Here is a 21,110-nt window from a genome sequence, read left to right on the forward strand (position 1 = left end):
ACGGGCCTTCACATCTACGGCCTTGACGGAAGTGAGTCTCTCGCGAGGAGGGCACCGGCGAGCATGGCCGAGAAGCGCTCCCATCCGCGCGCGACGACCTTGGGACCGGGTGGCGAGTTGGGAGCGTTCCAGCCGCCGTGGCGGGCCACGATCCACTCTAACCAGCTCAGGTTGCCGACGGGGTGAGGGTTGCGCAGGCGGTCCGTGCTGCCCTCGCAGGCCCGCCCCAGTTCCGCGACCACTGGCAGAGCCGCCTTATCCAGAACGTCCTGCATCGGTCGTCGGCTGCCGTCGCGGGCATCGACCAACTGCAGGATCCGCACGGCGGCTCCCAGCGCCAAGGCACTCAGCCGGAACAGCTTGTCTGGCACCCGCACCTGTGTCTCGTCCAGGCCGAGCCCGTCGCGCTTGAGAGCGCGGAACACCTCCTCGATCCGCCACCTCAACCGGTACAGCCGCACCATGTCCTGCGCGGCGGCGGCATCCGGCACCGCCCGCGTCGTCAGAAGCCGCCAGCACAAGGGCGTCACGCCCACAGGCGGCTCGAGTTCCTGCACGCAGACGCCATGCAGCCTCAGGCTGGCCGGCTCGCGGGCGCCTGGGCCGGAGGGACGGACCACCTCGACCGGTCCGGCCTGCAGCCTCACCTTGGCGATGCGGGCCGGCACCCCAGGGCGAGCCGGCACCTCCACGGTGCCGGTTGTCGCGACGGGCCATGACGCCTTGTCCTGAAGGCTGCCCCCTTCAACCAGTGGCCGGTCATGGCGTGCCCGCACCAGAAGATCGCTGCCCGCGGGCCGACGGGCGAAGTGGCTGTAGATGTCGCCCTCCTGGTCGGCGACCACGATCAAGCTCCGGGCCGTGTCGGCCAAAGCCGTCGCGGCAGCGGCCGCTCCGGTGATCCAGCGCTGGCTCTCCTTGTCCTCGACTGGCCGCCGGTGACGTGGCGCCGTCTGGCGGGCGGCGCGGGTCCAGAGCTGGGCGTCGACCAAGCCCAGCACCGCCTCGTCCTCGGCATCGACGGCGATGACCGGGTGCAGGAAGAAGCCGGGATTGCGGCCGTTGCCGGCCGGCCCCAGGCCATGGCGGCCAGCAGCAGCTGGGGTGAAGTTGATCTCGCTCGTGTCCTGGACGGCCACGATCGGACGCCCGGCGCAGGCCTGGGCCGTGCGGGCTGCAAAAGCCTGCAGGATGCCCTGCCAGTCAGCGCAGGGCGAGGAAAGGTAGCGATGGGCGGCCGCCGTACCGGCTTCGCTGCCGCCCACCGTGCTCAGCACCACGCTGCCGGTGGTGACGATCCGCTCAAACAGCCACGCCCCCCGGGCCTCGGTGCGTACGTCGCCCGATCCAAAGCCTCGCATCGGTTGTCCTCGCTGAACCGCAAAGACGCCCAACTCACAGACGCCGAACCATTTCCGTCAAGGCCGTAGGCCTTCACATGGTGCCAGCGAACTGAGAACAGCAGCACGCCCCAGAGCAGACCTTCCTCCAGGTCATCCAGGGCGAATTCCTCGTCCATCTCCGGGTTGTCGAACGTGAGCGACAGCCGGTTGCCGGTCATGATCAGGCGCTTCAGGCTCATCTCGCCGTTGACCACCGCGACCACCACCGCGCCGGAGGCAGGCGACAGCGAGCGGTCGACCACGGCCAGATCCTCGTCGTGGATGCCGGCGCCCTTCATGCACCAGCCGCGCACACGCCAGATGAACGTGGCGAGTGGGTTCGGCACCAGCCAGCGCGGGAGCTCCAAGGCCCCCTCGATGAAGTCCTCGGCAGGACTCGGGAACCCGGCGCAGAACGTCGGGAGCATGAACGGGATCCGCACGAGCCCGCCCGCATCCGCCGCCTCCGCACCGACCCGATAGAGACTCACGCGCGCCCTCCGCGCTAGAACGGAAAGAGAACAAACAGGCCGGAGGTTCCCGGTCAAGGCCCCGCTTCGGGCCTGTGCGGAGCGGGGACGGCGGGATCAGGAGATCGTGATGGGGATGCGGACCACCTTCGTGGTGCAGACGTTCGAGATCCACCGGAAGCGGCTGCGACCGGGCAACCGGGACGTGGCGCCGACGGAGAGCGGAGCGCTGAAGCGTGCCGAGGCGATCGCCGGCCGGATGCCGGGCGCTGCGGCCCTGCGGATCGTCGCGGACGACGAGACGGGCGAACTCGAAAGCGCGACGATCCTGGGGCAGTTCGGCGAGGTGCCGGAGGACTTTGCGGAGCAGGTCAGCGGCGCATGAGGTGCCGAACATCCTTTGCACATACAGCGCCGCAGGCTCTCGGATTTGTGACGGTCCCTGCCCGAGTGGTTCGGATCAGGACCATTCGCTCTCCGGCGAGGCTTGTAGAGGGGGAGCGAGGCCAGCGCGCGACTGTCATTCTCTTGTAGTTGACCAACCTAGGGAGCGGAGCGACCGAGGCCGCTCCGCCGATCGCGGTCAGCGATTGTTGTTACCGTTGTAGTTCCCGTTGAGCGCACCCCAGTTATAGTTGCCGTTGCCGTTACCGTTGAAGTACCCCAAGTTATTGTTGCCGTTGAAGTTGCCGTTGAAAGCGCCGGTGTTGAAATTGCCGTTGTAGTTGCCGTTTCCAACACCGGTATTGCCGTTGCCGTTCCCATTGCCACTCCCGATACTGCCGAAGCCACCGATCCCCGTGGCGTAGCTGGCCGAGGGAAGACCAACGAGCGCGAGCATGGTCACGGCCGAAAGCAGGATCTTTTTCATCGGATGCCTCCTTGAGTGAGCAACCATTACGCGTGGCGTTGCTCGGCTCTGGGGGGATGCGCACCGAAGCAGCGCCGTTTCAAGCATTCGCCCAAAAAACCCCTTAGATGAAGCCTGATATACGTCTTAATCTTTTGCGATTATGGTGGTGACCGTACTCGTCTCTGCCGGTAGTGGCCGGCGCCAGTCGAGTGCAGACCTTCGCATAGCCAAGCTGATTGGGTCTTGACCCTAAGGGATGTGCCGTCGCCCCTCGTCATCAGTCGGAATGTGTCGTGACCGGCTGGACAAACACAAAAAACCCGCCAGCACTGGGCTGGCAGGTTGTGAGGCGATCCGAAAGGGCAAACATATCGGATGCCGCTGGGTACGCCATGGCTCGCTTTCGGTCAACTTAGGCGCCAGGTCTAGGCCCGGCTGGAGATAAATTGCTGAGGCTTAGTTCACCAGATGGATCCGGCTCCTTGTTTCCTCGCAATGCTTAGAAACCAATCGGATACAACTCCTACCACGCTCGCGAGCGGCACACGTGGTGTCCGGCATGGGCAGACCTTGACCCGAGCGACCCGCTCGACGAGGGGCTGATCCAGGGAGCCTATGACCGAGCGCGAGCGTGGATGGAGATGAACGGCGGGGACGAGGGGGTGAGGCGCAGCCGCAACCCCCGCCGAGCCTACGACGAGGACGGCCGCGAGATCGCCCCGCCAACCGTCGGGAGCGCCCGCGCCCAGGGCGAGACCACGATCGCGGCCCACTGCCACGACTGCGGGCATCACGCGATCGTCGCGACGGATCGCTTCTCGGCCGACCTGCCGATCCCCGACATCGCGCTCCGGCTGCGCTGCTCGGCCTGCCAGAGCAAGCGCATCGGCGTGATGATGGACATGGCCGCGCACTACGCGCGCCTCACCACTGAGACCGGGTGGAAGATGGACCCGCGGCCGTGGCTGAATGTGAGGAGTTTAAAAACAGACGAGCCTGGTAACCATTAGGCTGCCGGGCTCTTCGCAGGAGTGAAAGTCAGATCAGGTAGGTGGTGCCGTGCGGTCCGAACACTTTTGGACAGTTTGAGGCCTCCACCAAAGCGCGAGCTGCTCTTAGATCAATCTTCAGCGCGACGGCTACCTCAGCCACGGTTTTCCACGAAGGTTTCATCGGCTATCCCCCCAAAATTTGTTTAATTCATTTGACGTACATGCGTCGCGTTTTGCTTCATTAGCAGTATGCAATTTCGGGCCCGTGGCACTTAAATTTGTTTAGTTTGGTCAATACGAAAAAGCCCCGCTCGGCGGCTGCCGGCGGGGCTGAAGGTGAGGTCTCGGGGGTCCGATGAAGTCGCCGGTCAACGGGCCGGCGGTGGGGCCGGTTCCGGTGCACTACTCGTGGCGGTCGACGGTCCGGTTATGGATGACCTGCTCCCGGTCGATGCTGCGCAGCAGATCGGTCTGGGCCTTCGCCTCTTCCCGCGTGACCCGCACGCATTCCGCGATCCGGGCCAGGTGCTCGACCTGCTGCCGGCCGATCTCGCGCAGATCCCGCAGGATGGTCAGCACCTCGGCCGGTCCTTGCAGATGCACCATGGCGTCACCCACCGTACCAGGCGCCGGGGGTGGCACCTCGTGCTTCTCCTTGTTCGCCCTCAGTACCATGGCGACGCACGTTGCAGCCACGGCGCCACCGACGAAGACCTGCAGCGCCGGCATCGACGACAGCAGGGGGAGCAGTGCGATCAGGTGCTCCATGCTACTTCACGCGCTCCAGCGCAGCGAGGGCCCTGCCGAGCCGTGACCGGCGATCGACCGCGTCGAGGCGCGCCACGTAGCAGGAGATGGCCTCGAACAGGGTCAGGGTGCCGAAGACCGGGATGACGAAGGACGGCGCCTCGGCGGTGAAGGCGTCGACCACCAGGGCAAGGGTCAGCTGCGCCATCACCAGGGCGCCGAGCCCGGAGCACACCGCCCGGATGTTGGCGCCGTTCGGCCGTGTCACCCCGTTGTTGATGTGGCCGTTCAGCCAGAGGGCGGTGACGCGCAGCACGCCCACCGCCCCGAAGAAGAAGGCCATGTTGCCCTCGCTGAATCCGTGCTCTGCGAGAGGCTTCAGCGAGGCTCGCTCCATGGTGTCGCCCGGCATCGCGAGCGTCACGGCGATCAGCAGCATCATGACCGCCATAGCCCACTCGAACAGGCGGTTGAAGCTGTAGGCGCCCGCCGGGTGGGCGGGCGTGCTCGGGCCGGCCGGGAACAGCATGGCGGCGGGCCCCTAACGCGACGCCGACCGCGGCGCGCCGGATGCCTCGAAGGAGGCCAGCGCCGGGCCGAGCACGCTCCGCTCGTCTGCCTCCTCATCGAGATCCAGCTTGCGGAGGATCAGCTTGGCGACGCCTTCCGCACCGCCGGCCTGCTCCCAGACAATCCGCGGCACCGCCTCGGCGCCTCGGCCGAGGCCGGCGGCGACGACGCGCGAGCCGAGTTCGACGTTCAGCTGCTTGCCCTTCACGGCCCCTTTCACCGCGCTCAGGCCGTGCTCGGCGAGCGCCGTCGCCAGCTGCTCGAGGCGCGTCTGGGTGAGCACGAGCCCGGCCCAGACGTAGCGCTTCCGGATCGCCTGCGCCGCCCATGCTGCGAGCGGCGGCAGGATGATCAGGAACACGTTAAAGCCCGCCTGGGCGAGATCGCCGAGCCACTGGCCCCAGGGGAGCGGCAGGGCGGTGTCGCTGGCGATGGCCTCGGTGGCGAAGGCCGCGAGCGGCAGAACGAGGAAGACGGCGAGGCAGGCGAGCGCCAGCGCCGCGAGCAGGAGCTTGCGGATCATAGGAGGTGACCTTGTGAGGGGAGTTGCCCCGTAAGGAGGGGAGTTCCGCGCGGCGCGCCCGGCCGGCTCGGGTGGTCTTCAGGCAGCCAGCAGCTTGCCGCAGGCTGGGCACTTCGCCGGCGCCGCGGGTGCGGGCTCGGCCGCCATGGCGAGTGCCGCCTTGCGCACCTCCTCGACGCGCCGCGACCAGCCCTTGCCGAACCGCGCCCAGATCGACAGCTGCCGCAGGAACGCCAGCCGCCCGTCGCATAGGGCGTCGATCAGGTCGGCCGGCTTGTGCTTCGCCACAGCCGCCAGGGTGATCGGCCCAAGCGCGCCGTCGTCGGCGATTCCGAGCGCCCGCTGCAGCCCGATCACCGCCCGCTTGTTCCCGCTGTTCACGGCGAAGTCGAACAGCGCGTAGGCCAGGCCGGGCGGGAGTTCGTCGGCCCGGACCGCGTCCCAGTAGTTCCGACGGTAGATCGGCGCCACGGTCGCGACCGTCAGCGCCCGCACCTCCGCCTTGGTCGCCGGCCGGCCGAGCCACAAGCTCAGCGTGCCGATGGTGACGCCGAGGTTGGTGGCGCCGCCCGGGTTGGCTGGGTCGTCCACGTAGCCGTCCTCGTGCTTCCGGATGAGCGGAAGCGCCCGCTCGAATGTGCTCGCGGTCATCAGGATCTCCGGATTGTCAGGGGTGGTGCGGCGCCGCGTGGCGTCATCGCGCAAGATCGGCGACGATCAGGGCTCTTCGTACTGCACAGTCCCGGTCAGAACGTAGCCGCTGACCGAGGGGGAGTTGCCGTCGGCGCGCTTGATTTGCACCGTATTCGCCCCCTCGTAGAGAGCCCCTGCCAAGGCGGTGCCGACCACGGCTGTCTCGGCGCCGACGAATGCGGTCCGCGTCGCGGCGGTGGACGGTACATTGACATTGACAGCCCCAGCGCAGGTTCCCGCGTTGGCGATGCTGATAGTTGAGAAATTGACGGTCACCGTCTTGCCGACGCGTCTGTAGGTCGCCGAGGCGGTGGCGCTTCCGAGCGACTGTCCGCCGGTCGCGCAGGATACGGTTGGGGTATACGCGGTCCAAGCTCCGCCGAGCGCCTGACCGTCAATTACCCCGAATGTCCCAGGGACGTTGTTGATCGCCGTCACGGCGCCAGAGAGATCAGCCCCGATGATAGAGCCGGTCGCGACGCCGCTCCCGAGCTTGTTGACGCCATATCGAGCCTTGTTGAACTCGTCCTGGACTTTGAGACCGACGACCGTCAGGCCGACCAGCGATCCCGCGGTGCTGTCCAGCTCCACCGCGTCCACGGTGCCGCTGGCCGAACCAAACCCGGCGGAGTTGACGATCAGGTTCGAAATTGTAGACGCGCCAGCCTTGAGCTTCGCGCCGACCGCCGCCGAGGCTTTGATGTAGACGTTATTAATCGTCGTGTTTGTGGCAAAACCATCGTGCCAAAGACCCGAATATTTTGCGCCAATGGACGTTAGGTTCGTGAACGTACTGTCCGTGGAGCCGATGTAAAAGGTGTAACTGTAGCCAAGCGCGGGGTCGAGCGCGGTGTCGATCCCGACCATATTGCTGAAAGTGCCCTGCCCGCCGGCGCCAACGTCCAAAATGAAGGCGCCGTAACTCCCCACATCAACCAGGTCGTTGACGACGCCCCGAGAGCCGGTTCCGACATCGATGCCGGCGCCGGCCTTGGGGGTCGAGCCGACGCCGCAGGCATTGGTGCGCGCGCCTTGGATGCTGTATCTCTTCGGCGATCCGGGCACGGCTGTCGCCGTGTTCCCCGCAAACTGCACCACGGCGATGCAGTTGTCATAGCCGTTGCGGACCGTCACTCCGTTCAAGGCCGTATCATCGGCCTGCACCAGGATCGCAGAGCTGGCAATGATATTGCCGCCGTAGACGGTGTTGGGGGTGAAATTCTTGGTATTCGCCTGATGGTCTACCGAGAAATTGTCGAGCCGACCGCCAGCGGCGGCGGGCTGGATGTCAATGACCGGCTTGACGGCCGATCCTGAGGGCGCATCGTACTTGATCGAAGTGCAAGGACCCGCCCCCAGGAATGACGGCCGGGTGGTCACCGCCACGGTAGACAGGACGCGGATCGTGCCGCACGGCGCTGAGATCGGCTTGCCCGAATTCAGCGCTGCAGTCAGCGCTGCCGTGCTGTCGGCCACGCCCGTCATGTCGACGCCGTAGTCGATCACCGAGGGGCGCTCGGCGAACCGGGCCGCGAGCGAGCGCAGGATCGTCAGGCCGCTCGGCGCGGACAGGAGGTCGTCCGCCCGACCCTGCTCCACCGCGCTCCGGCCCGAGGGTAGGGCGTTGAGCAGCGTCGAGGTCCCGAGCGTGCCATCCGGCCTCCGCCAGAACAGCTTGCCGTCAGCGCGGTTGATGGCGAGCGTGTCGTCCTTGATTGGCGCCTGCCCCTGACCGACGCCCGGCAGATTGCCCGAGTTCGGCGAGAACCGCATGTCGAGCGCTGCGGCAGGCGCGGCCGGCACAGCGGCAGCAAAGAGCAGAGCGAACCGTGCGGCGAACTGTGTGCGGGTCATACGAGCCTCAGAACGTGCCGGAGAGCTGATCGCGCAGGGCCGCGATCTGGGATTGGAGATCGGCGACCTTGCTGTCCACGTAGGTCACCGCGGCCTTGCCGTTGATCGCGTCACGTACCCCGGGGATGTCGTCTATCGTGACGCTCGCGAACGCATCCCGAACCGCCTGCTGCGTGTCGCCCGTGAACAGCACGCTCTCGATGATTTCGAGACAGGCACCATGCGGCTCGACCGAGCGGACGACGAGCAGCGGCAGGTCGGTGCCCTCGACGAGCGCGCCGGGGACCGAGGCCGACACCTGGAACCGGTCGCCCGGCTGGATGCTCGGCGTGCCGTCGAACCGCAACTGCGCCTGCCCGATCCAGCCCGTGCGCAGGAACCGCGCCGGCCGGCCCGGGACCGCATCGCCGATCGCGAACCCAGCGAACAGCGACGTGGCATCCGTCGAGGTCATCGCCCGCACGTCGTGCCCGGACCAGGCCAGGGCCATGCCGTGGAGGATGGTGGTCGAGCCGACGTTGAGCCCGCGGCCCTCGCGGTCGGGTTGGAAAACGGGCGGCCGGTTATCGTAGGGCGCGGTGAGGGAGAAGCCTCGCCCGCCGGTACTGCCGCCCATCGCAGAGGCCAGAGCGGTGTTTAGCGCGGAGACGACGCCATCGTTGCTCATGCCGCTGAAGTTGACGGCGGCACTGACCGTCACCGGCTGCTGCCCGTCGAATGCGACCGTGAACGTCAACGGGTTGCCGCTCCGGTCGCCGAAGCGAGCCGGGAGGTACACGCGGGGCTCGAACTCGCCCGGCGGGACCGTCGCCGCGTCGCCGCTGATCGCGCGCGCCGCGAGATCGGCCGCACCCACGCGAATGTCGGGCCGCGCGCCGAGCAGGATGGCGACATCCCGCCCGCCGACGACGACGGCCGACGATGGGCCCGGTGCCGAGGCGAGGGTCAGCGCCAGCACGGGGCAGACGCCCACGACGTCGACCGGCGATCCGCCCTGAACGATCAGACCGTACTCGAACCGGTTGGCGCGATGCGCGCTCAGCGGAGCGCCAGGCAGAAACAGGCTATCGAGCCTGATGTGCCCGCTGAATACGGTGCCACGCGCGATGACGGGCGAGACGATGCCAGCGCCCGAGCTGGTCAGCACGAGCGATCGGCCGTCGATGCCTGTGCCTGAGAGCTGGCTGTCCTCGATCAGCGTCTCGCTCGGTCGCGTCCACGCGACGTTGTTGTGGATGCCGAGCGCCGCATAGGACGAGGTCGCGTGCAGGCGCAGGAAACGCTGGCGGTTGGCCGCCGCCGATGCCTCCCGCCAGCGTACCGGCCGCTACGCGCCGCGCAAGGAGTGGTTGGAATGGACGGAGCGCAGGGCCGCGCTCGTCGCCGAGTTACAGGACATCGAGGTGCAGCTGGCCGGCGCCAAGGTTCTGGCCGCCCGTGCGCACGAGGTGGTGAACTCCGAGCAGCGCGAGACCTTCGCCCGGGTCTTCATGAAAACCGCCCGGGAGATGCTGGCCGAGCCGGTCTACTCCCGGCTGATCGTGGCGACAAACCATCGGCTTGCCGATGCGCGGGAGGTGGATGAGGCGCTATGATTCAGATCGACCCCATCCTCGAAGCTATCGCCGCTCATCGCACGGCCTACGACGCCTTCCAGATCGCGCCCGAGGGCGAGGCCTCTGTCCTCGCCGAGGAGGCATATCGCGGGGCTGGTGACGTCTTGGTTACGACAGCTTGCACCACGGCCAACGGCGCGCTGAAGCTCCTCGAGCACCTGCGCTGGTGGCTCGCCGAAGAGGCCGCGTTCGCGGAGGCTCACCAGCCGACCTACGGCGCCGCCCAGGTCCGCGTCGCCGATCTCTCGGTACTGGCCTGCACCTGCTGGCCGGTCGCCGCGGTTGGGCCGGACCCGATCTTCCCCGCGATCGCCACGGCTGAGACCGCCGAGGCGGCACACAGTGCGGCGCTGTCGGACCTCGACGAGAGCAATGACGTGCAGATGCGCCGCGCCAACGCTGCGGCAGATGCAAGCTCGGCAGCGTTCGAGGCGCTGACCGCGGTGACGCCCACTACCCGGGCGGGACTGTTCGCCTTGGCCGAGTTCTATGCCCGGGAGAGCGAGGAGTTCGAGCCGATGTGCATGGGCGGGCAGTACCTGCAGCATCTCGCGGCCGCACTGAGGGTGGGTGATTCCGCAGCCCCGATTTCAGACCTTTTGCCGTCAAAACCTGCATCCAATCAACGGCTTGCCTGCCTGATTCCGCGGACGGTCGCGCAGGCCTTCATCTCGACGAGGGCGCAGTGATGAACCGCCGCCCGATCACCGCCCTCTCCCTCGCCGAGATCCACCCGGGCCAGCCGGCAACCTCGAAGCCCGAGGTGACGTGGATCAAGCCTACCGAGCTGCTGGTGGACGCCGCCTACCAGCGCGACCTCTCCGACCCATCCCTGCGCCTGATCCGCCGTATCATCGAGCGGTGGGACTGGCGCCGGTTCAAGCCGCCGATCGTCGCCTGGACGGATGACGGCCTCGAAGTGATCGACGGCCAGCACTCCGCCATCGCCGCAGCCTCGCATCCGGGCATCGACGTGATCCCGGTCGTGGTGGTGGAGGCCACGGCCCGGTCCGATCGCGCGGAGGCTTTCGTCGGTCACAACCGGGACCGGATCGCGGTGACGGCGGCGCAGATGCACGTCGCGGCGGTCGCGGCCGGCGATCCAGCGGCGCAATCGGTCGCCCGTGTGGCCGCCGCCGCCGGCCTGACGCTCCTGCGCCTCCCACCGGCGCGAGCGGTCTACAAACCCCGCGAGACGATTGCCGTTGCGGCCGTGCGCGGTCTGATCACCCTCGAAGGTGAGGAGCGCGCCATCGAGATCCTGCGCGTCCTAACCGAGGCCGGGTTGGGCCCGATCACGGCAGCGCAGATCAAGGCCGCGCATCATCTCTGCACGGACTCGCAATTCACGGACCTCGACCGGGCAGGGCTCACGCAGACGATTCGTGCCACCCCGGCCCGGCTGGTGGACCAAGAAGCGAAGGAACACGCCGCGGTCCACTGCGTCCCGCTGTGGCGGGGCATCGCCGCGGTCTGGTTCAAGGCTGCGCGGAAGAAGGTGCCACGCACCGAAGCCCGGTCACCGTCACGCGCTGCGAAGGGCGGGATCACCATCCCGGCTTGGGTGCCGGACGACCTGATTGAGGACTACCGGGATGTCGCAAGCCTCGAAGGCGAGGAGCGGGCCACCTCGCACGTGCGGAAGCTCAAGCGGAAGGCGGTGTGATGCCACGCCCCTCTCCGCGCAATCAGGGGCTGTTCCCCTGCGAGTCCGAGGTGGCACGGCGCCTCAGCCAGAGCCCGACAGAGTGGGCGGCGAAGGCGAAGATCCTTGAGCGCGACGGCCTGCCGAAGGTCGATCCCCTAATGGGCGGACGGCCTTGGCCGGCAGTGCAGGCCTACTTCCTGAGGCGCTACGGTCTCTCCACCGTCCAGGCGATTCCGCCCGACGGCATGGAGAACCTCGATGTCCTCTGATTTCCCAACCCCGGGCCTGAAGCGCCGAACACGGAAGGGTAGGCCGGACGTGCCGGTCTGGGTGGCACGCGCCGACCTTGTGAAGCAGGGCTACGAACCGAAGACGGTCCGCCTCCCCTATCGGCTCGACGAGCCCGACGACGCAGTGCTGCTCTCGGCGGCCTGCCTGCGATTGCAAGCCGAGATGCTGGAGTGGTCGTCCGGGCATCTCCGCGATCCGAACCGCTTCGATGGCACGATCCGCAGCTTGTCGCGTCGCTACCAGACCGATCCGGAGAGCCCCTTCAACCGCCGGCTCAAGCACACTATCCGCGAGAAGGATGCGCACGTCCTCACCCTGATCGAGAAGGCCTTCGGCGACCGCGTCGTACTATCCCTGAAGCTCGCCGATTTCTGGCGCTGGTACGATGCAGCAAAGAAGCCAAAGGCGCCCGGCCAGCCTGAGCGCGTCAGGCGCGCCTGGGGCATTATGAAGAAGCTGCGCGAGTTGTTCGCCTACGGCGTCGCTGCCGAACTTGATGGCTGCGTCAGGGTACGCGACATCCTTGCCGAGATCCGCTTCCCGCAGCCGGCCCGGCGCCGCATCACCCTTGACCTGGAGCACGTCGAAGCCTTCATCCCGAAGGCGATCGAGATGGGGCGCGTGTCTCTGGCGCTCGCGACGGCGATCCAGTTCGACGCCGTGATGCGGCAGAAGGACGTCGTGGGAGAGTGGGAGCCGATCCCAGAAGGAGAGGCTCGAAGCGGCATCGTGCTCAATGGCCGGCGCTGGGTGAACGGTCTCACCTGGGCCGGCGTGGTGCTCGATGGCGTGACCCGCAAGGCGACCACGAAGACAGGTGCGATGATCGCGCATGACTTCTCGCTCTGCCCGCACGTGCAGCAGGTCGCCGCACACGTCCTGCCAGAGCGGCGCGTCGGTCCGCTAATCGTCGATGAGCAGCAGGGTCGGCCCTAAGCCGGTGATGCGTTCCAGCGCGAGTGGCGGAAGGTCGCTCGGGCGGCTGGCATCCCAGACTACATCTGGAACATGGATGCGCGGGCCGGGGCTATCACTGAGGCGGAGGATGCAGGGGCCGACCTCGACGCGATCCGAGCCACCGCCGCCCACACGGATGCGAAAACCACGGCTCGCTACTCACGAGGCGCGGTCGGGAAATCGCGAACGGTGGCGGAACTGCGTCTCGCCCACAGGGCTGTGAAGAACAGCGCCTGAACGGGCATGGGGAACGCGATGGGGAACATGGGGAACGCGAGATCAGCGGTAGACCGTCAAAACGGCTGACGCTTCAATCGGTTAGTTGGAGCGGGCGATCGGGATCGAACCGACGACATTCAGCTTGGGAAGCTGACGTTCTACCACTGAACTACGCCCGCGGTGGTCATCGTCATACGGGGTCGCCCCGGCGCTGTCCACCCCGAAATGCCGCGCTGGCCGGACCTTCCGGCGTTCCGCGACGGACGCTCCGGGTCAGCGTTCCGTTCGCCCCGATTGCGGGGCGCTGGGGTCGCCGCCGCCGCCGGCGCCGAAGAGCTTGCGCAGGAAGCCCGGGGCGATCGCCGAGAGCGGGTTGACGCTGATGCTGGGGGCGCTCATCGCGCCGGCGACGCGGAAGTTGATGCCGAACAGGCCCTCGTTGTGGCCGCCGCCCAGGAGCGGACCGAAGATCGGCACCTGCGAGACCACGTTGTTGAGGCCGTAGAGCGGCACGAAGGTGCCGGAGACGTCGGTGCGGTCCTTGGCCGAGTCGATCCAGCCGCCCAGGGTGAAGCCCATCGCCGGGCCGGAGATCGCGGCCTCCGCGAAGGCGACGCGGGTGCCGGTGCGCTGGAAGGCGGCGCGCAGGCGGTCGAAGCCGACGTCGTTGGCGTCGCTGCGCCGGTCCTCGCTCTCGCCCTGGGCCATGATCCGGCCGAGCGCCGGCTCGTTGCGCAGGGCGAAGGAGCGGACCTGCACCAGACCCGATTGCGGCCCGTCGTTCAGGGTCATCTGCAGCGACAGGAACCCGCCCTGCATGCGCTTGTAGATGTCGAGGAAGCGCAGGGCGGCGCCGGCGTCGCTGGTCTCGGCGTTGAGCACCGGCGGGCTGCCGCGGTCGGCCTTGGCCACCTCCAGGCTCACCCCGGCCGAGCGCAGGCGGCCCTGGATCCGGGCCTGGCGCAGGTCGTCGCCGCGCAGGGACAGCTTGAGGTTGGCATTGGTCAGCGCCTCCTCGTTGAAGCCGGTGAGGATCGCGAAGCTGAGATCCGCCTCGACGTCGCGGGCGGACGCGTCCTTGCCCCCTTTGCGCGGCGGCGCGGTCAGCGCGCGCAGGAACGGCCGCGCATCGGCGACGCCGCCCTTGGCGCTGATCCGGTAGCCGTTGCCGGCGCGCTCGACCTGGGCGCGGATGTCGTCTCCCGGGGAGAGCTTGAGGCTGGTGAGGTCGGCCCGCTCGAAGCCGCCCTCGGCGTTGAGCGACGCGCTGCCGCGCAGCTGCACCGGGCCGGACTCGAGCACGATGTCGCGCAGGTCGCTGCCCTGGCCGGTGTCGGTGAGGGCGAGCGTCAGGCGGCCGGGCTTGCCGGCGGGCTTGGTCCAGCCCGGCAGGAGCCCGTCGACGCTGGCGCGGGCGAGATCGGCCTCGACCCGGACCGGGTTCTTGCCCGGCCGGCCGACCGGCACGACGAAGCGGGCATTGACGGGACCCGCGAGCTGCGGCGCCGTCGGCAGGCCCTTTCGGGCGCGCGCCGCGTCGTCGAGGGCGAGCGTCACCACCGCCTCGCCCGGCGCCCCGGCCTTCGGCTGGTGCAGATCGACGGTGAGGGGGGCGCCGGCGAGCCGCCCGTCGCCCTTCAGGCTGAAGCCGTTGCGGTCGTAGGCGACGGCGAAGCGGCCGTTCTCGAGCTTCTCCTTGCCGACGATGCGCTCGGCCGCGACGTCGGTGAGGGTCCCGCTCAGGGTCACCGGCAGATCGCCGATGTCGGGCACCGCCTCGAGGGAGAGGGGGAAGTCGATGCGCAGGTCGGCCTGGCCGCGCAAGCTATTGGGGTCGAGCTCGGTGCCCGACAGCGAGCGGAAGAGCCTGGTCTGGAGCAGCGACGCGAGGGCATCGGCCCCGCCGGCGAGGCGCAGGCCGATCTGGGCGGTCACGTCGTGCGGCACCGCGTCCTTGATGACGAAGGAGCCGTCCTGGAGACCGAGCGCACGGCCGTCCGGCATGCGGATCTCGGCGGTGGCGCCGCGGATGGTGGTGTTGCGCCCGGTGACGAGCCCGGACACCCTGGCGCGGGAGAGCGGCGGCGCGTCGTTGGAGATGGTGAGGCCGCCCTCGCTCACCGCGAAGGCGATCCGCACCGAGGCGTCGGGCATCGGCTCGCCGCGGGTGGCGGCGGCGAACTCGGCCATGGTCATGTCGACGAGGACGTCGAGGCTGTCGAGCCGGCCGGCGCGCAGGTTGTCGACGAGGTAGGTGCGGATCGGCGGCGCGACGTTCTCGGGCCACAGCCGCAGGGCCGCGCGCCCGTCGGTGCGGTCGGCGGTGATGCGCAAGGTGAGGCCGCCCTCGTCGGCCCTGGTGCCGAGCGTGCCGCTGACCGTGCCGTGCACGGCGTCGCCCGACAGGGTGAGGGCGTCGATCTGCACGCCGTCGTCGCGGCCCGAGAGGCGGGCATCGACCGTGGCGATCTTGACCGGGGCGTCGCCGGCGGTCGCGCCGCGCAAGGTCGCATTGGTGCCCGACAGGACGGCCGTCCAGCCCGGCCCGGCGCCGTCCGGCCCCGCCACCCACTCGCCGGCGAGGCGCACCCGGTTGCCGGCGCCGCGGTAATCGAGGGCGTCGACCCTGAGGGCGCGGCGGGCCTCGTCCCAGGCGGCGTCGACCGTCACCGCCTCGATCGTCACCGGGTTGAAGTCCTTCTCCTCGATCAGGAGGTTGCCCTCGCTGGTGGCGAGTCGCAGGGTCATGCCGTCGAGGCGGGCGCCGTGCATCGCCACCTGGGCGCGGCCGGAGAGCTTCAGGTCGGTGGTCAGCGGCAGGCGCGACTGGCCGGAGAGCAGCAGCAGGTCGGGGACCGGCAGATCGTCGAGGGTGAGCACGCCGTGGCGGCCGCCGTCGGGCGCCTGCTCGACGTCGCCGCCGAAGCGCCAGGGCCCGTGCGGGCCGACGATGCGCATCTCGAACACTCGGGCCGGCCGCGTCGCGTCGCGGTTGAACAGCCCGTCGACCTTCGGGAAGACCACGCGCTCGGCGCCGGATTCGTCGAGCAGCGTCAGGCGGGCATTGGTCAGGCGGGCCCGGTCGAGGCTGCCGATCACGCCGGCCGGATCGAGCACCAGGCTCAGGATCGACGCCACCGTGGCCGAGACCGGCGACACGGTGCCGCGGGCCGCCACCACCGCCGGCGGGGTGTGGGGCTTGGCCGCGGCGGGATCGTTGGACGCGGCGAAGGCGATCGAGCCGTCATGGTGCAGCAGCGCCCGCAATTGCAGGTCGCGGAACTCGACCGAGCGGGCCTGGACCGACAGGCCGAGGAGCGACCACAGGTCGATGGCGACGACGGCCAGCGGCGCCCGCACCACGAGGTCGCCCTCCGGGTTGCGGATGTCGAGGCCGGTGGTGCGAAGCGCCAGCGCCCCGTCGCGGTCGATCTCGATGGCGCTGTCGCGCAGGTCGACGCTCCAGCCGGGCCCGAGCCGCTCGGCGATCCCCGCCGCCACCCGGGGCTCGAGCCAGGCGAAGCTCACCGGGCCGCTCGACAGGCGCAAGTACGCGAGGCCGAGGCCGACGCTGAGCAGGATGACGGCCGCGAGCTTGAGGACGAGCACACCGCGGACGCAGGTCCGCAGCAGCGACCGGGGCGCCGCCTTGATCCGCGCGGCGCAGGCGGCCGGGCCGTCGCCGCCCGGCGCCTCGCGGCCCGGCTGCGTCACGGGGTCTGGTCCTGGTGTCGCTCGGCCTGTCGTCACGCGTGCGTCGCCACTCCGGGCGCCCTGCCGGGACGCCGCCACTTGAAGGCCTCTCGTCCCCGGAGCGCGAGGGCCACGCTCCGGGCCGCGAAGCCGCCGCCGATGATTGCCCGCTCCGGTGACCGGAGGGTAACGTCCTGCCGCTTATCCGTCGGGCGGCGCGCCCGGTCCCTCGCCCGCGGCTCGCGCCCTGCCCGCCTCACGTGAGAGGCACACCATCAATCGGCCGAAAGGAAGGCACGATGGCGCTGAACCCGGGCGACCCCGCCCCCGATTTCTCCCTGCCGGCGACCGGCGGCGCGACCCTGAGCCTCGCCGGCCTCAAGGGGCGCAAGGCCGTCCTGTACTTCTACCCCAAGGACGATACCAGCGGCTGCACCCTGGAGGCGCAGGCCTTCAACGGGCTCCGCGAGGCCTTCGCCGAGGCCGACACCGCGGTGATCGGCGTCTCGCCCGACCCGATGAAGAGCCACGACAAGTTCCGCGAGAAGTACGGGCTGGAGTTCCCGCTCGCCTCGGACGAGACGAAGGCGATGATCGAGGCCTACGGCGTCTGGGTCGAGAAGAGCATGTACGGCCGCAAGTACATGGGCGTCGAGCGCACGACCTTCCTGATCGACCGCGACGGCACGATCGCGAAGGTGTGGCAGAAGGTGAAGGTGCCGGGCCATGCCGACGCGGTGCTGGCGGCGGCGCAGGGGTTGTGAGGCTTTCCGCAACTTCATGACGGTCAAGTAATCCGGACATTCGCAAGTCGAGGGGTGTTCCCTTCTCCCGTTCGGGAGAGGGGCCAGGGGTGAGGGTGGCGCGCTTCCGCGTAAAGGCCGAACCGTTGTGCGGGCAGCTCGACGCATGGTGCTCGATCCTGAAGCGCGCCACCCTCACCGCTACCCCTCTCCCACTGGCGAGAGGGGATCCCGCGATTTTCCTGTGATCCGATCTTGATTTGACGGCGCCGGTCAGACGCTGCGTGAGCGCCGCCGCGACACTGCCGCAACACACCCTTTTCGCCTGGGCCCTTGAAACATTCTTAACCTTGACCCGCGACGGTCGCAGTCAGGTTATGGACCGTCGCGATGCTGTCTCTCCGCCCCTCGTCCCCCATCACCCCCCTCGCGTCGCCCGCGCTCACGCGCGGCGGCCCGGACCGGGTGTGGGTGGTGGGGCGCAGGACCCTGATGATCGCGGCGCTGGCCTTCGCGGTCCTGTCCCTGTGGGCGAGCGCGGCGACGTGGTTCATCGTCTTTCGCGACGAGGCGCTCGCCCGCTTCATGGAGCGGCAGGGCGCGATGCAATACGCCTACGAGGAGCGGGTCAGCGCCCTGCGCGCCCGGCTCGACCGGGTGGCGACGCAGAAGCTCCTGGAGCAGGACGGGGTCGAGACGCGCCTCGCCGACCTCGCCGGGCGGCAGGTCGCGCTGGAGAGCCGGCAGGCGATGCTGATGGGCCTCGCCGAGCAGGCCGGCGGCGCGGGCGACGACTCGGGCGGGTGGGGCGGCGCCTGGCCGGCCCGGGACGCCAGGGCCGTGCCCTCCGCGATGCCCTATGCCCCGATGCCCGCTCCCGCCCCGGCACCGCCGCCCACGCCGGAGGCCCTGGGCCTGCGCACGGAGGCGGAGACGGTCGCGCCCGGCCCCTCCCTCTCTGCCGCCCCCTCCCCCGGGGTGACCCTCCGGATGGCGACGCTCGCCCACGCCCTCGACGGGCTCGAGGCACGCCAGAGCCTGGCGGTCGGCCGTCTCGCCGCGAGCAGCCGCAGCGAGGCGGCGCGCCTGCGCGAGGTGGTGGCGGAGACCGGGCTCGACGCGCGGCGCTTCGCGGCGATCCGCGGCGGCGGCATCGGCGGCCCGCTGGTGCCGGCCGAGGCCGGACCGTTCGAGAGCGCCGTGCTGCTGGCGCAGCGCGACCTCGGCGAGCGCGACAGCTTGCGCAAGATCGTCGGCGCACTGCCGCTGCGGCGGCCGATGGCGACCGATCACGGCCTCTCCAGCACCTTCGGCTACCGGGCCGACCCGTTCACCCGCGGCCTCGCCGTCCATACCGGCATCGACCTGCGCGGCGAGTACGGCGCCCCGGCGCGGGCCACCGCCGCCGGCACGGTGACCCAGGCGGAATACTCGGGCGGCTACGGCAACATGGTCGAGGTCGATCACGGCCACGGCCTCGTCACCCGCTACGCCCACCTGTCGGCGATCGCAGTGGCGCCCGGCCAGGCGGTGGCGGCGGGCCAGACGGTCGGCCGGGTCGGCTCCACCGGCCGCTCGACCGGCACGCACCTGCATTACGAGACCCGGATCGACGGCGAGCCGGTCGATCCGCAGCGCTTCCTGCGGGCGGGGGCCCGGCTGGCGGCGCGCTGATCCGCTGATCCGCTGATCCGTCGGAGATCTATCCGCCGACCGTCTCGGTCTCCGGTCCCCGAGCGGGTGTCTCGGGCTGAGCCGCGGCGGCCGCCGCCTCATCGCGTCGGCTCTCCTGCTCGGCCCGCAATTCGCGCTCGGCGAGGAGCCAGAACTGGATCTCGTACCCGTCCGGACGGTGGTTGCGCTCCCAGATGTCGTAGGCGCGGGCCCGGATCGCCGCCAGGGGTATCTCACGCATCACCGATCCACCTCTCCCACGCAGGATCCCGCTTCGTGCCGGCGGGCGCCTCGATCGGGGCTCCTATACCGTGGGTCGGTATGGATGTCGCGAGGGATCGGCGGCGCGGAGCGCGCCTTCGCGCCCCGGCGACAACCTATGTTGGTCCGGACGGACCCGTCCGGATGCGGGTCGTCAGACCAGCCGGCTCTGCTCGATCGCGGCCGCCACGAAGCTCTGGAACAGCGGGTGCGGCTCGAACGGCCGCGACTTCAGCTCCGGGTGGAACTGCACGCCGATGAACCATGGGTGGCCCACCACCTCGACGGTCTCCGGCAGGAGCCCGTCCGGCGACAGGCCGGCGAAGCGCATGCCCCTGGCCTCCAGCCGCTCGCGATAGGCCATGTTGACCTCGTAGCGGTGGCGGTGGCGCTCGGCGATGCGGGTGCCGCCGTAGATCTTGGCGATCTGCGAATCGGGCGCCAGCGCCGCCGTGTAGGAGCCGAGCCGCATCGTGCCGCCGAGATCACCCTCGGCGATGCGGCGCTCGAGCTCGTTGCCGCGCATCCACTCGGTCAGCAGACCGACCACCGGCTCCGGCGTCGGGCCGAACTCGGTCGAGTTGGCGTCGGGAATGTCGGCAAGCGAGCGCGCCGCCTCGACCACCGCCATCTGCATGCCGAAGCAGATGCCGAAATACGGGATCTTGCGCTCGCGGGCGTAGCGGGCAGCGCGGATCTTTCCTTCCGCCCCGCGCTGGCCGAAGCCGCCCGGCACCAGGATGCCGTTGAGGCCCTCCAGGAACGGGCCCGGATCCTCGCGCTCGAACACCTCGGCCTCGATCCATTCCAGGTTGACCTTGACCCGGTTGGCGATGCCGCCGTGGCTCAGCGCCTCGATCAGCGACTTGTAGGCGTCCTTGAGGCCCGTGTACTTGCCGACGATGGCGATCGAGACCTCGCCCTCCGGGCTCTTGATCCGGCCGACGATGTCGCGCCAGCGGTCGAGCTTCGGCTCGGGGCCGGTCTCGAGGCCGAAATGCGCCAGCACCTCGCGGTCCAGGCCCTCCTCCTTGTAGGAGAGCGGCACCTCGTAGATCGTGCCGACGTCCCGCGCCTCGATCACCGCCGATTCGCGCACGTTGCAGAACTGGGCCAGCTTGCGGCGCTCCTCGCGCGGGATCGCCCGGTCGCAGCGGCAGAGCAGGATGTCGGGCTGGATGCCGATCGAGCGGAGTTCCGCCACCGAGTGCTGGGTCGGCTTGGTCTTCAGTTCGCCCGCGGACGGGATGTAGGGCAGGAGCGTCAGGTGGACGTAGGCGCAGGTGCCCCGCGGCAGCTCCTGGCCGAGCTGGCGGATCGCCTCGAAGAACGGCAGGCCCTCGATGTCGCCGACGGTGCCGCCGATCTCGACCAGCACGAAGTCGTAGGCGTCGTTGCCGTCGAGGACGAATTCCTTGATGGCGTTGGTGACGTGCGGGATCACCTGGATGGTGGCGCCGAGATAGTCGCCCCGGCGCTCCTTGGTGATGATGTCGAGGTAGATCCGGCCGGTGGTGATGTTGTCGGCCCGCGTCGCCGGCACGCCGGTGAAGCGCTCGTAATGGCCGAGATCGAGATCGGTCTCGGCGCCGTCGTCGGTGACGAAGACCTCGCCGTGCTGCGTCGGGCTCATCGTGCCCGGATCGACGTTGAGGTAGGGGTCCAGCTTGCGCAGGCGGACCTTGTAGCCGCGGGCCTGGAGCAGGGCCGCGAGGGCGGCGGAAGCGAGGCCCTTGCCGAGCGAGGAGACCACGCCGCCGGTGATGAAGACATACCGCGTCATGGGACTCGCTCCATACACAGGCGTGGCCTTGTTGCCAAACGCCGTCAGCTCAACGGGGTCATGTCCGGGCGGCAGGGCCGGCCGGACTCACAGGAATTTTCGAAACCGGAGGGGCGGCGCCGAGCGCGCCGCCGGACTCGA

General features: G+C 69.3%; 20 protein-coding genes, 1 tRNA gene and 1 pseudogene. 9 read left to right on the forward strand and 13 right to left on the reverse strand.

All coding sequences use genetic code 11. The features are described from left to right. Nucleotides 1-14: 14 nt before the first annotated feature. Nucleotides 15-1,361, reverse strand: a complete 1,347-nt coding sequence (locus tag DK412_RS06685) for an IS4 family transposase (protein ID WP_109971307.1) — start codon at nucleotides 1,359-1,361, stop codon at nucleotides 15-17. A gap of 80 nt (nucleotides 1,362-1,441) precedes the next feature. Next, a pseudogene (locus DK412_RS06690) lies at nucleotides 1,442-1,873 on the reverse strand (S24 family peptidase); the annotation flags it as partial. 109 nt (nucleotides 1,874-1,982) lie between these two features. Here DK412_RS06690 and DK412_RS06695 point away from each other — a divergent pair. Beyond that, nucleotides 1,983-2,237: a hypothetical protein gene (locus tag DK412_RS06695; RefSeq protein WP_109971308.1), complete on the forward strand. Its 255-nt coding sequence runs from the start codon at nucleotides 1,983-1,985 to the stop codon at nucleotides 2,235-2,237. A 198-nt stretch (nucleotides 2,238-2,435) separates the two neighbouring features. Here the strand turns inward: DK412_RS06695 and DK412_RS30060 are convergent, their stop codons facing one another. Next, a complete protein-coding gene (locus DK412_RS30060; protein WP_162596137.1) occupies nucleotides 2,436-2,723 on the reverse strand; it encodes a hypothetical protein in 288 nt (95 codons plus the stop codon). Between the two features lie 617 nt (nucleotides 2,724-3,340). Here DK412_RS30060 and DK412_RS06700 point away from each other — a divergent pair. Further along, nucleotides 3,341-3,715 (forward strand): hypothetical protein, encoded by a 375-nt coding sequence (locus DK412_RS06700; protein WP_245447456.1) that lies wholly within the window; start codon nucleotides 3,341-3,343, stop codon nucleotides 3,713-3,715. A gap of 384 nt (nucleotides 3,716-4,099) precedes the next feature. On the opposite strand, the gene DK412_RS06705 is transcribed toward DK412_RS06700, so the two are convergent. The 6 genes from DK412_RS06705 to DK412_RS06730 form a co-directional block, all read right to left on the reverse strand. Next, the gene (locus tag DK412_RS06705; RefSeq protein WP_109971309.1) at nucleotides 4,100-4,465 is read right to left on the reverse strand and encodes a hypothetical protein; all 366 of its coding nucleotides are present in this window, start codon (nucleotides 4,463-4,465) and stop codon (nucleotides 4,100-4,102) included. Between the two features lies 1 nt (nucleotide 4,466). Further along, nucleotides 4,467-4,973: a hypothetical protein gene (locus tag DK412_RS06710; RefSeq protein WP_109971310.1), complete on the reverse strand. Its 507-nt coding sequence runs from the start codon at nucleotides 4,971-4,973 to the stop codon at nucleotides 4,467-4,469. A gap of 12 nt (nucleotides 4,974-4,985) precedes the next feature. Continuing rightward, nucleotides 4,986-5,537 carry a hypothetical protein gene (locus tag DK412_RS06715; RefSeq protein WP_109971311.1) on the reverse strand — a complete coding sequence of 184 codons (552 nt, stop codon included), beginning with the start codon at nucleotides 5,535-5,537 and terminating at the stop codon, nucleotides 4,986-4,988. Nucleotides 5,538-5,615: 78 nt separating this feature from the next. Continuing rightward, nucleotides 5,616-6,188, reverse strand: a complete 573-nt coding sequence (locus DK412_RS06720) for a glycoside hydrolase family 108 protein (RefSeq protein WP_109975104.1) — start codon at nucleotides 6,186-6,188, stop codon at nucleotides 5,616-5,618. Nucleotides 6,189-6,254: 66 nt separating this feature from the next. Next, entirely contained in the window at nucleotides 6,255-8,084 is a 1,830-nt protein-coding gene (locus tag DK412_RS06725; protein ID WP_109971312.1) for a hypothetical protein, read from the reverse strand. A gap of 7 nt (nucleotides 8,085-8,091) precedes the next feature. Continuing rightward, nucleotides 8,092-9,231, reverse strand: coding sequence for a hypothetical protein (locus DK412_RS06730; RefSeq protein ID WP_109971313.1), 1,140 nt, complete (start codon nucleotides 9,229-9,231; stop codon nucleotides 8,092-8,094). A gap of 142 nt (nucleotides 9,232-9,373) precedes the next feature. Here DK412_RS06730 and DK412_RS06735 point away from each other — a divergent pair, with 142 nt between their 5' ends. The 5 genes from DK412_RS06735 (at nucleotide 9,374) to DK412_RS06755 (ending at nucleotide 12,575) form a co-directional block, all read left to right on the forward strand. Then, nucleotides 9,374-9,679: a hypothetical protein gene (locus DK412_RS06735; RefSeq protein WP_109971314.1), complete on the forward strand. Its 306-nt coding sequence runs from the start codon at nucleotides 9,374-9,376 to the stop codon at nucleotides 9,677-9,679. Further along, on the forward strand, nucleotides 9,676-10,389 hold the full coding sequence (locus DK412_RS06740; protein ID WP_109971315.1) for a hypothetical protein: 714 nt from the start codon (nucleotides 9,676-9,678) through the stop codon (nucleotides 10,387-10,389). Before DK412_RS06735 ends, DK412_RS06740 begins: the two co-directional genes overlap by 4 nt. Continuing rightward, nucleotides 10,389-11,366, forward strand: a complete 978-nt coding sequence (locus DK412_RS06745; RefSeq protein WP_109971316.1) for a DUF6551 family protein — start codon at nucleotides 10,389-10,391, stop codon at nucleotides 11,364-11,366. Before DK412_RS06740 ends, DK412_RS06745 begins: the two co-directional genes overlap by 1 nt. Then, the gene (locus tag DK412_RS06750; RefSeq protein ID WP_109971317.1) at nucleotides 11,366-11,617 is read left to right on the forward strand and encodes a hypothetical protein; all 252 of its coding nucleotides are present in this window, start codon (nucleotides 11,366-11,368) and stop codon (nucleotides 11,615-11,617) included. Before DK412_RS06745 ends, DK412_RS06750 begins: the two co-directional genes overlap by 1 nt. Nucleotides 11,618-11,678: 61 nt before the next feature. Continuing rightward, nucleotides 11,679-12,575 carry an integrase gene (locus DK412_RS06755; protein ID WP_245447457.1) on the forward strand — a complete coding sequence of 299 codons (897 nt, stop codon included), beginning with the start codon at nucleotides 11,679-11,681 and terminating at the stop codon, nucleotides 12,573-12,575. A gap of 344 nt (nucleotides 12,576-12,919) precedes the next feature. Here the strand turns inward: DK412_RS06755 and DK412_RS06760 are convergent. Together DK412_RS06760 and DK412_RS06765 are read right to left on the reverse strand one after the other, a co-directional pair. Then, nucleotides 12,920-12,994 (reverse strand) — tRNA-Gly (locus DK412_RS06760). Between the two features lie 94 nt (nucleotides 12,995-13,088). Beyond that, a complete protein-coding gene (locus DK412_RS06765; protein WP_109975105.1) occupies nucleotides 13,089-16,424 on the reverse strand; it encodes a DUF3971 domain-containing protein in 3,336 nt (1,111 codons plus the stop codon). A 383-nt stretch (nucleotides 16,425-16,807) separates the two neighbouring features. On the opposite strand from DK412_RS06765, the gene DK412_RS06770 reads away from it, so the two are divergent. Next, nucleotides 16,808-17,272 carry a peroxiredoxin gene (locus DK412_RS06770; protein ID WP_109971318.1) on the forward strand — a complete coding sequence of 155 codons (465 nt, stop codon included), beginning with the start codon at nucleotides 16,808-16,810 and terminating at the stop codon, nucleotides 17,270-17,272. A 369-nt stretch (nucleotides 17,273-17,641) separates the two neighbouring features. Next, nucleotides 17,642-18,925 (forward strand): M23 family metallopeptidase, encoded by a 1,284-nt coding sequence (locus DK412_RS31350; protein ID WP_109971319.1) that lies wholly within the window; start codon nucleotides 17,642-17,644, stop codon nucleotides 18,923-18,925. A gap of 28 nt (nucleotides 18,926-18,953) precedes the next feature. Here DK412_RS31350 and DK412_RS06780 read toward each other — a convergent pair whose 3' ends face one another. Next, nucleotides 18,954-19,166 (reverse strand): DUF2934 domain-containing protein, encoded by a 213-nt coding sequence (locus tag DK412_RS06780; protein ID WP_109971320.1) that lies wholly within the window; start codon nucleotides 19,164-19,166, stop codon nucleotides 18,954-18,956. Between the two features lie 174 nt (nucleotides 19,167-19,340). Further along, on the reverse strand, nucleotides 19,341-20,969 hold the full coding sequence (locus DK412_RS06785) for a CTP synthase (protein ID WP_109971321.1): 1,629 nt from the start codon (nucleotides 20,967-20,969) through the stop codon (nucleotides 19,341-19,343). Nucleotides 20,970-21,110: the final 141 nt, after the last annotated feature.

The organism is Methylobacterium sp. 17Sr1-1, from assembly GCF_003173775.1.
GTDB lineage: Bacteria > Pseudomonadota > Alphaproteobacteria > Rhizobiales > Beijerinckiaceae > Methylobacterium.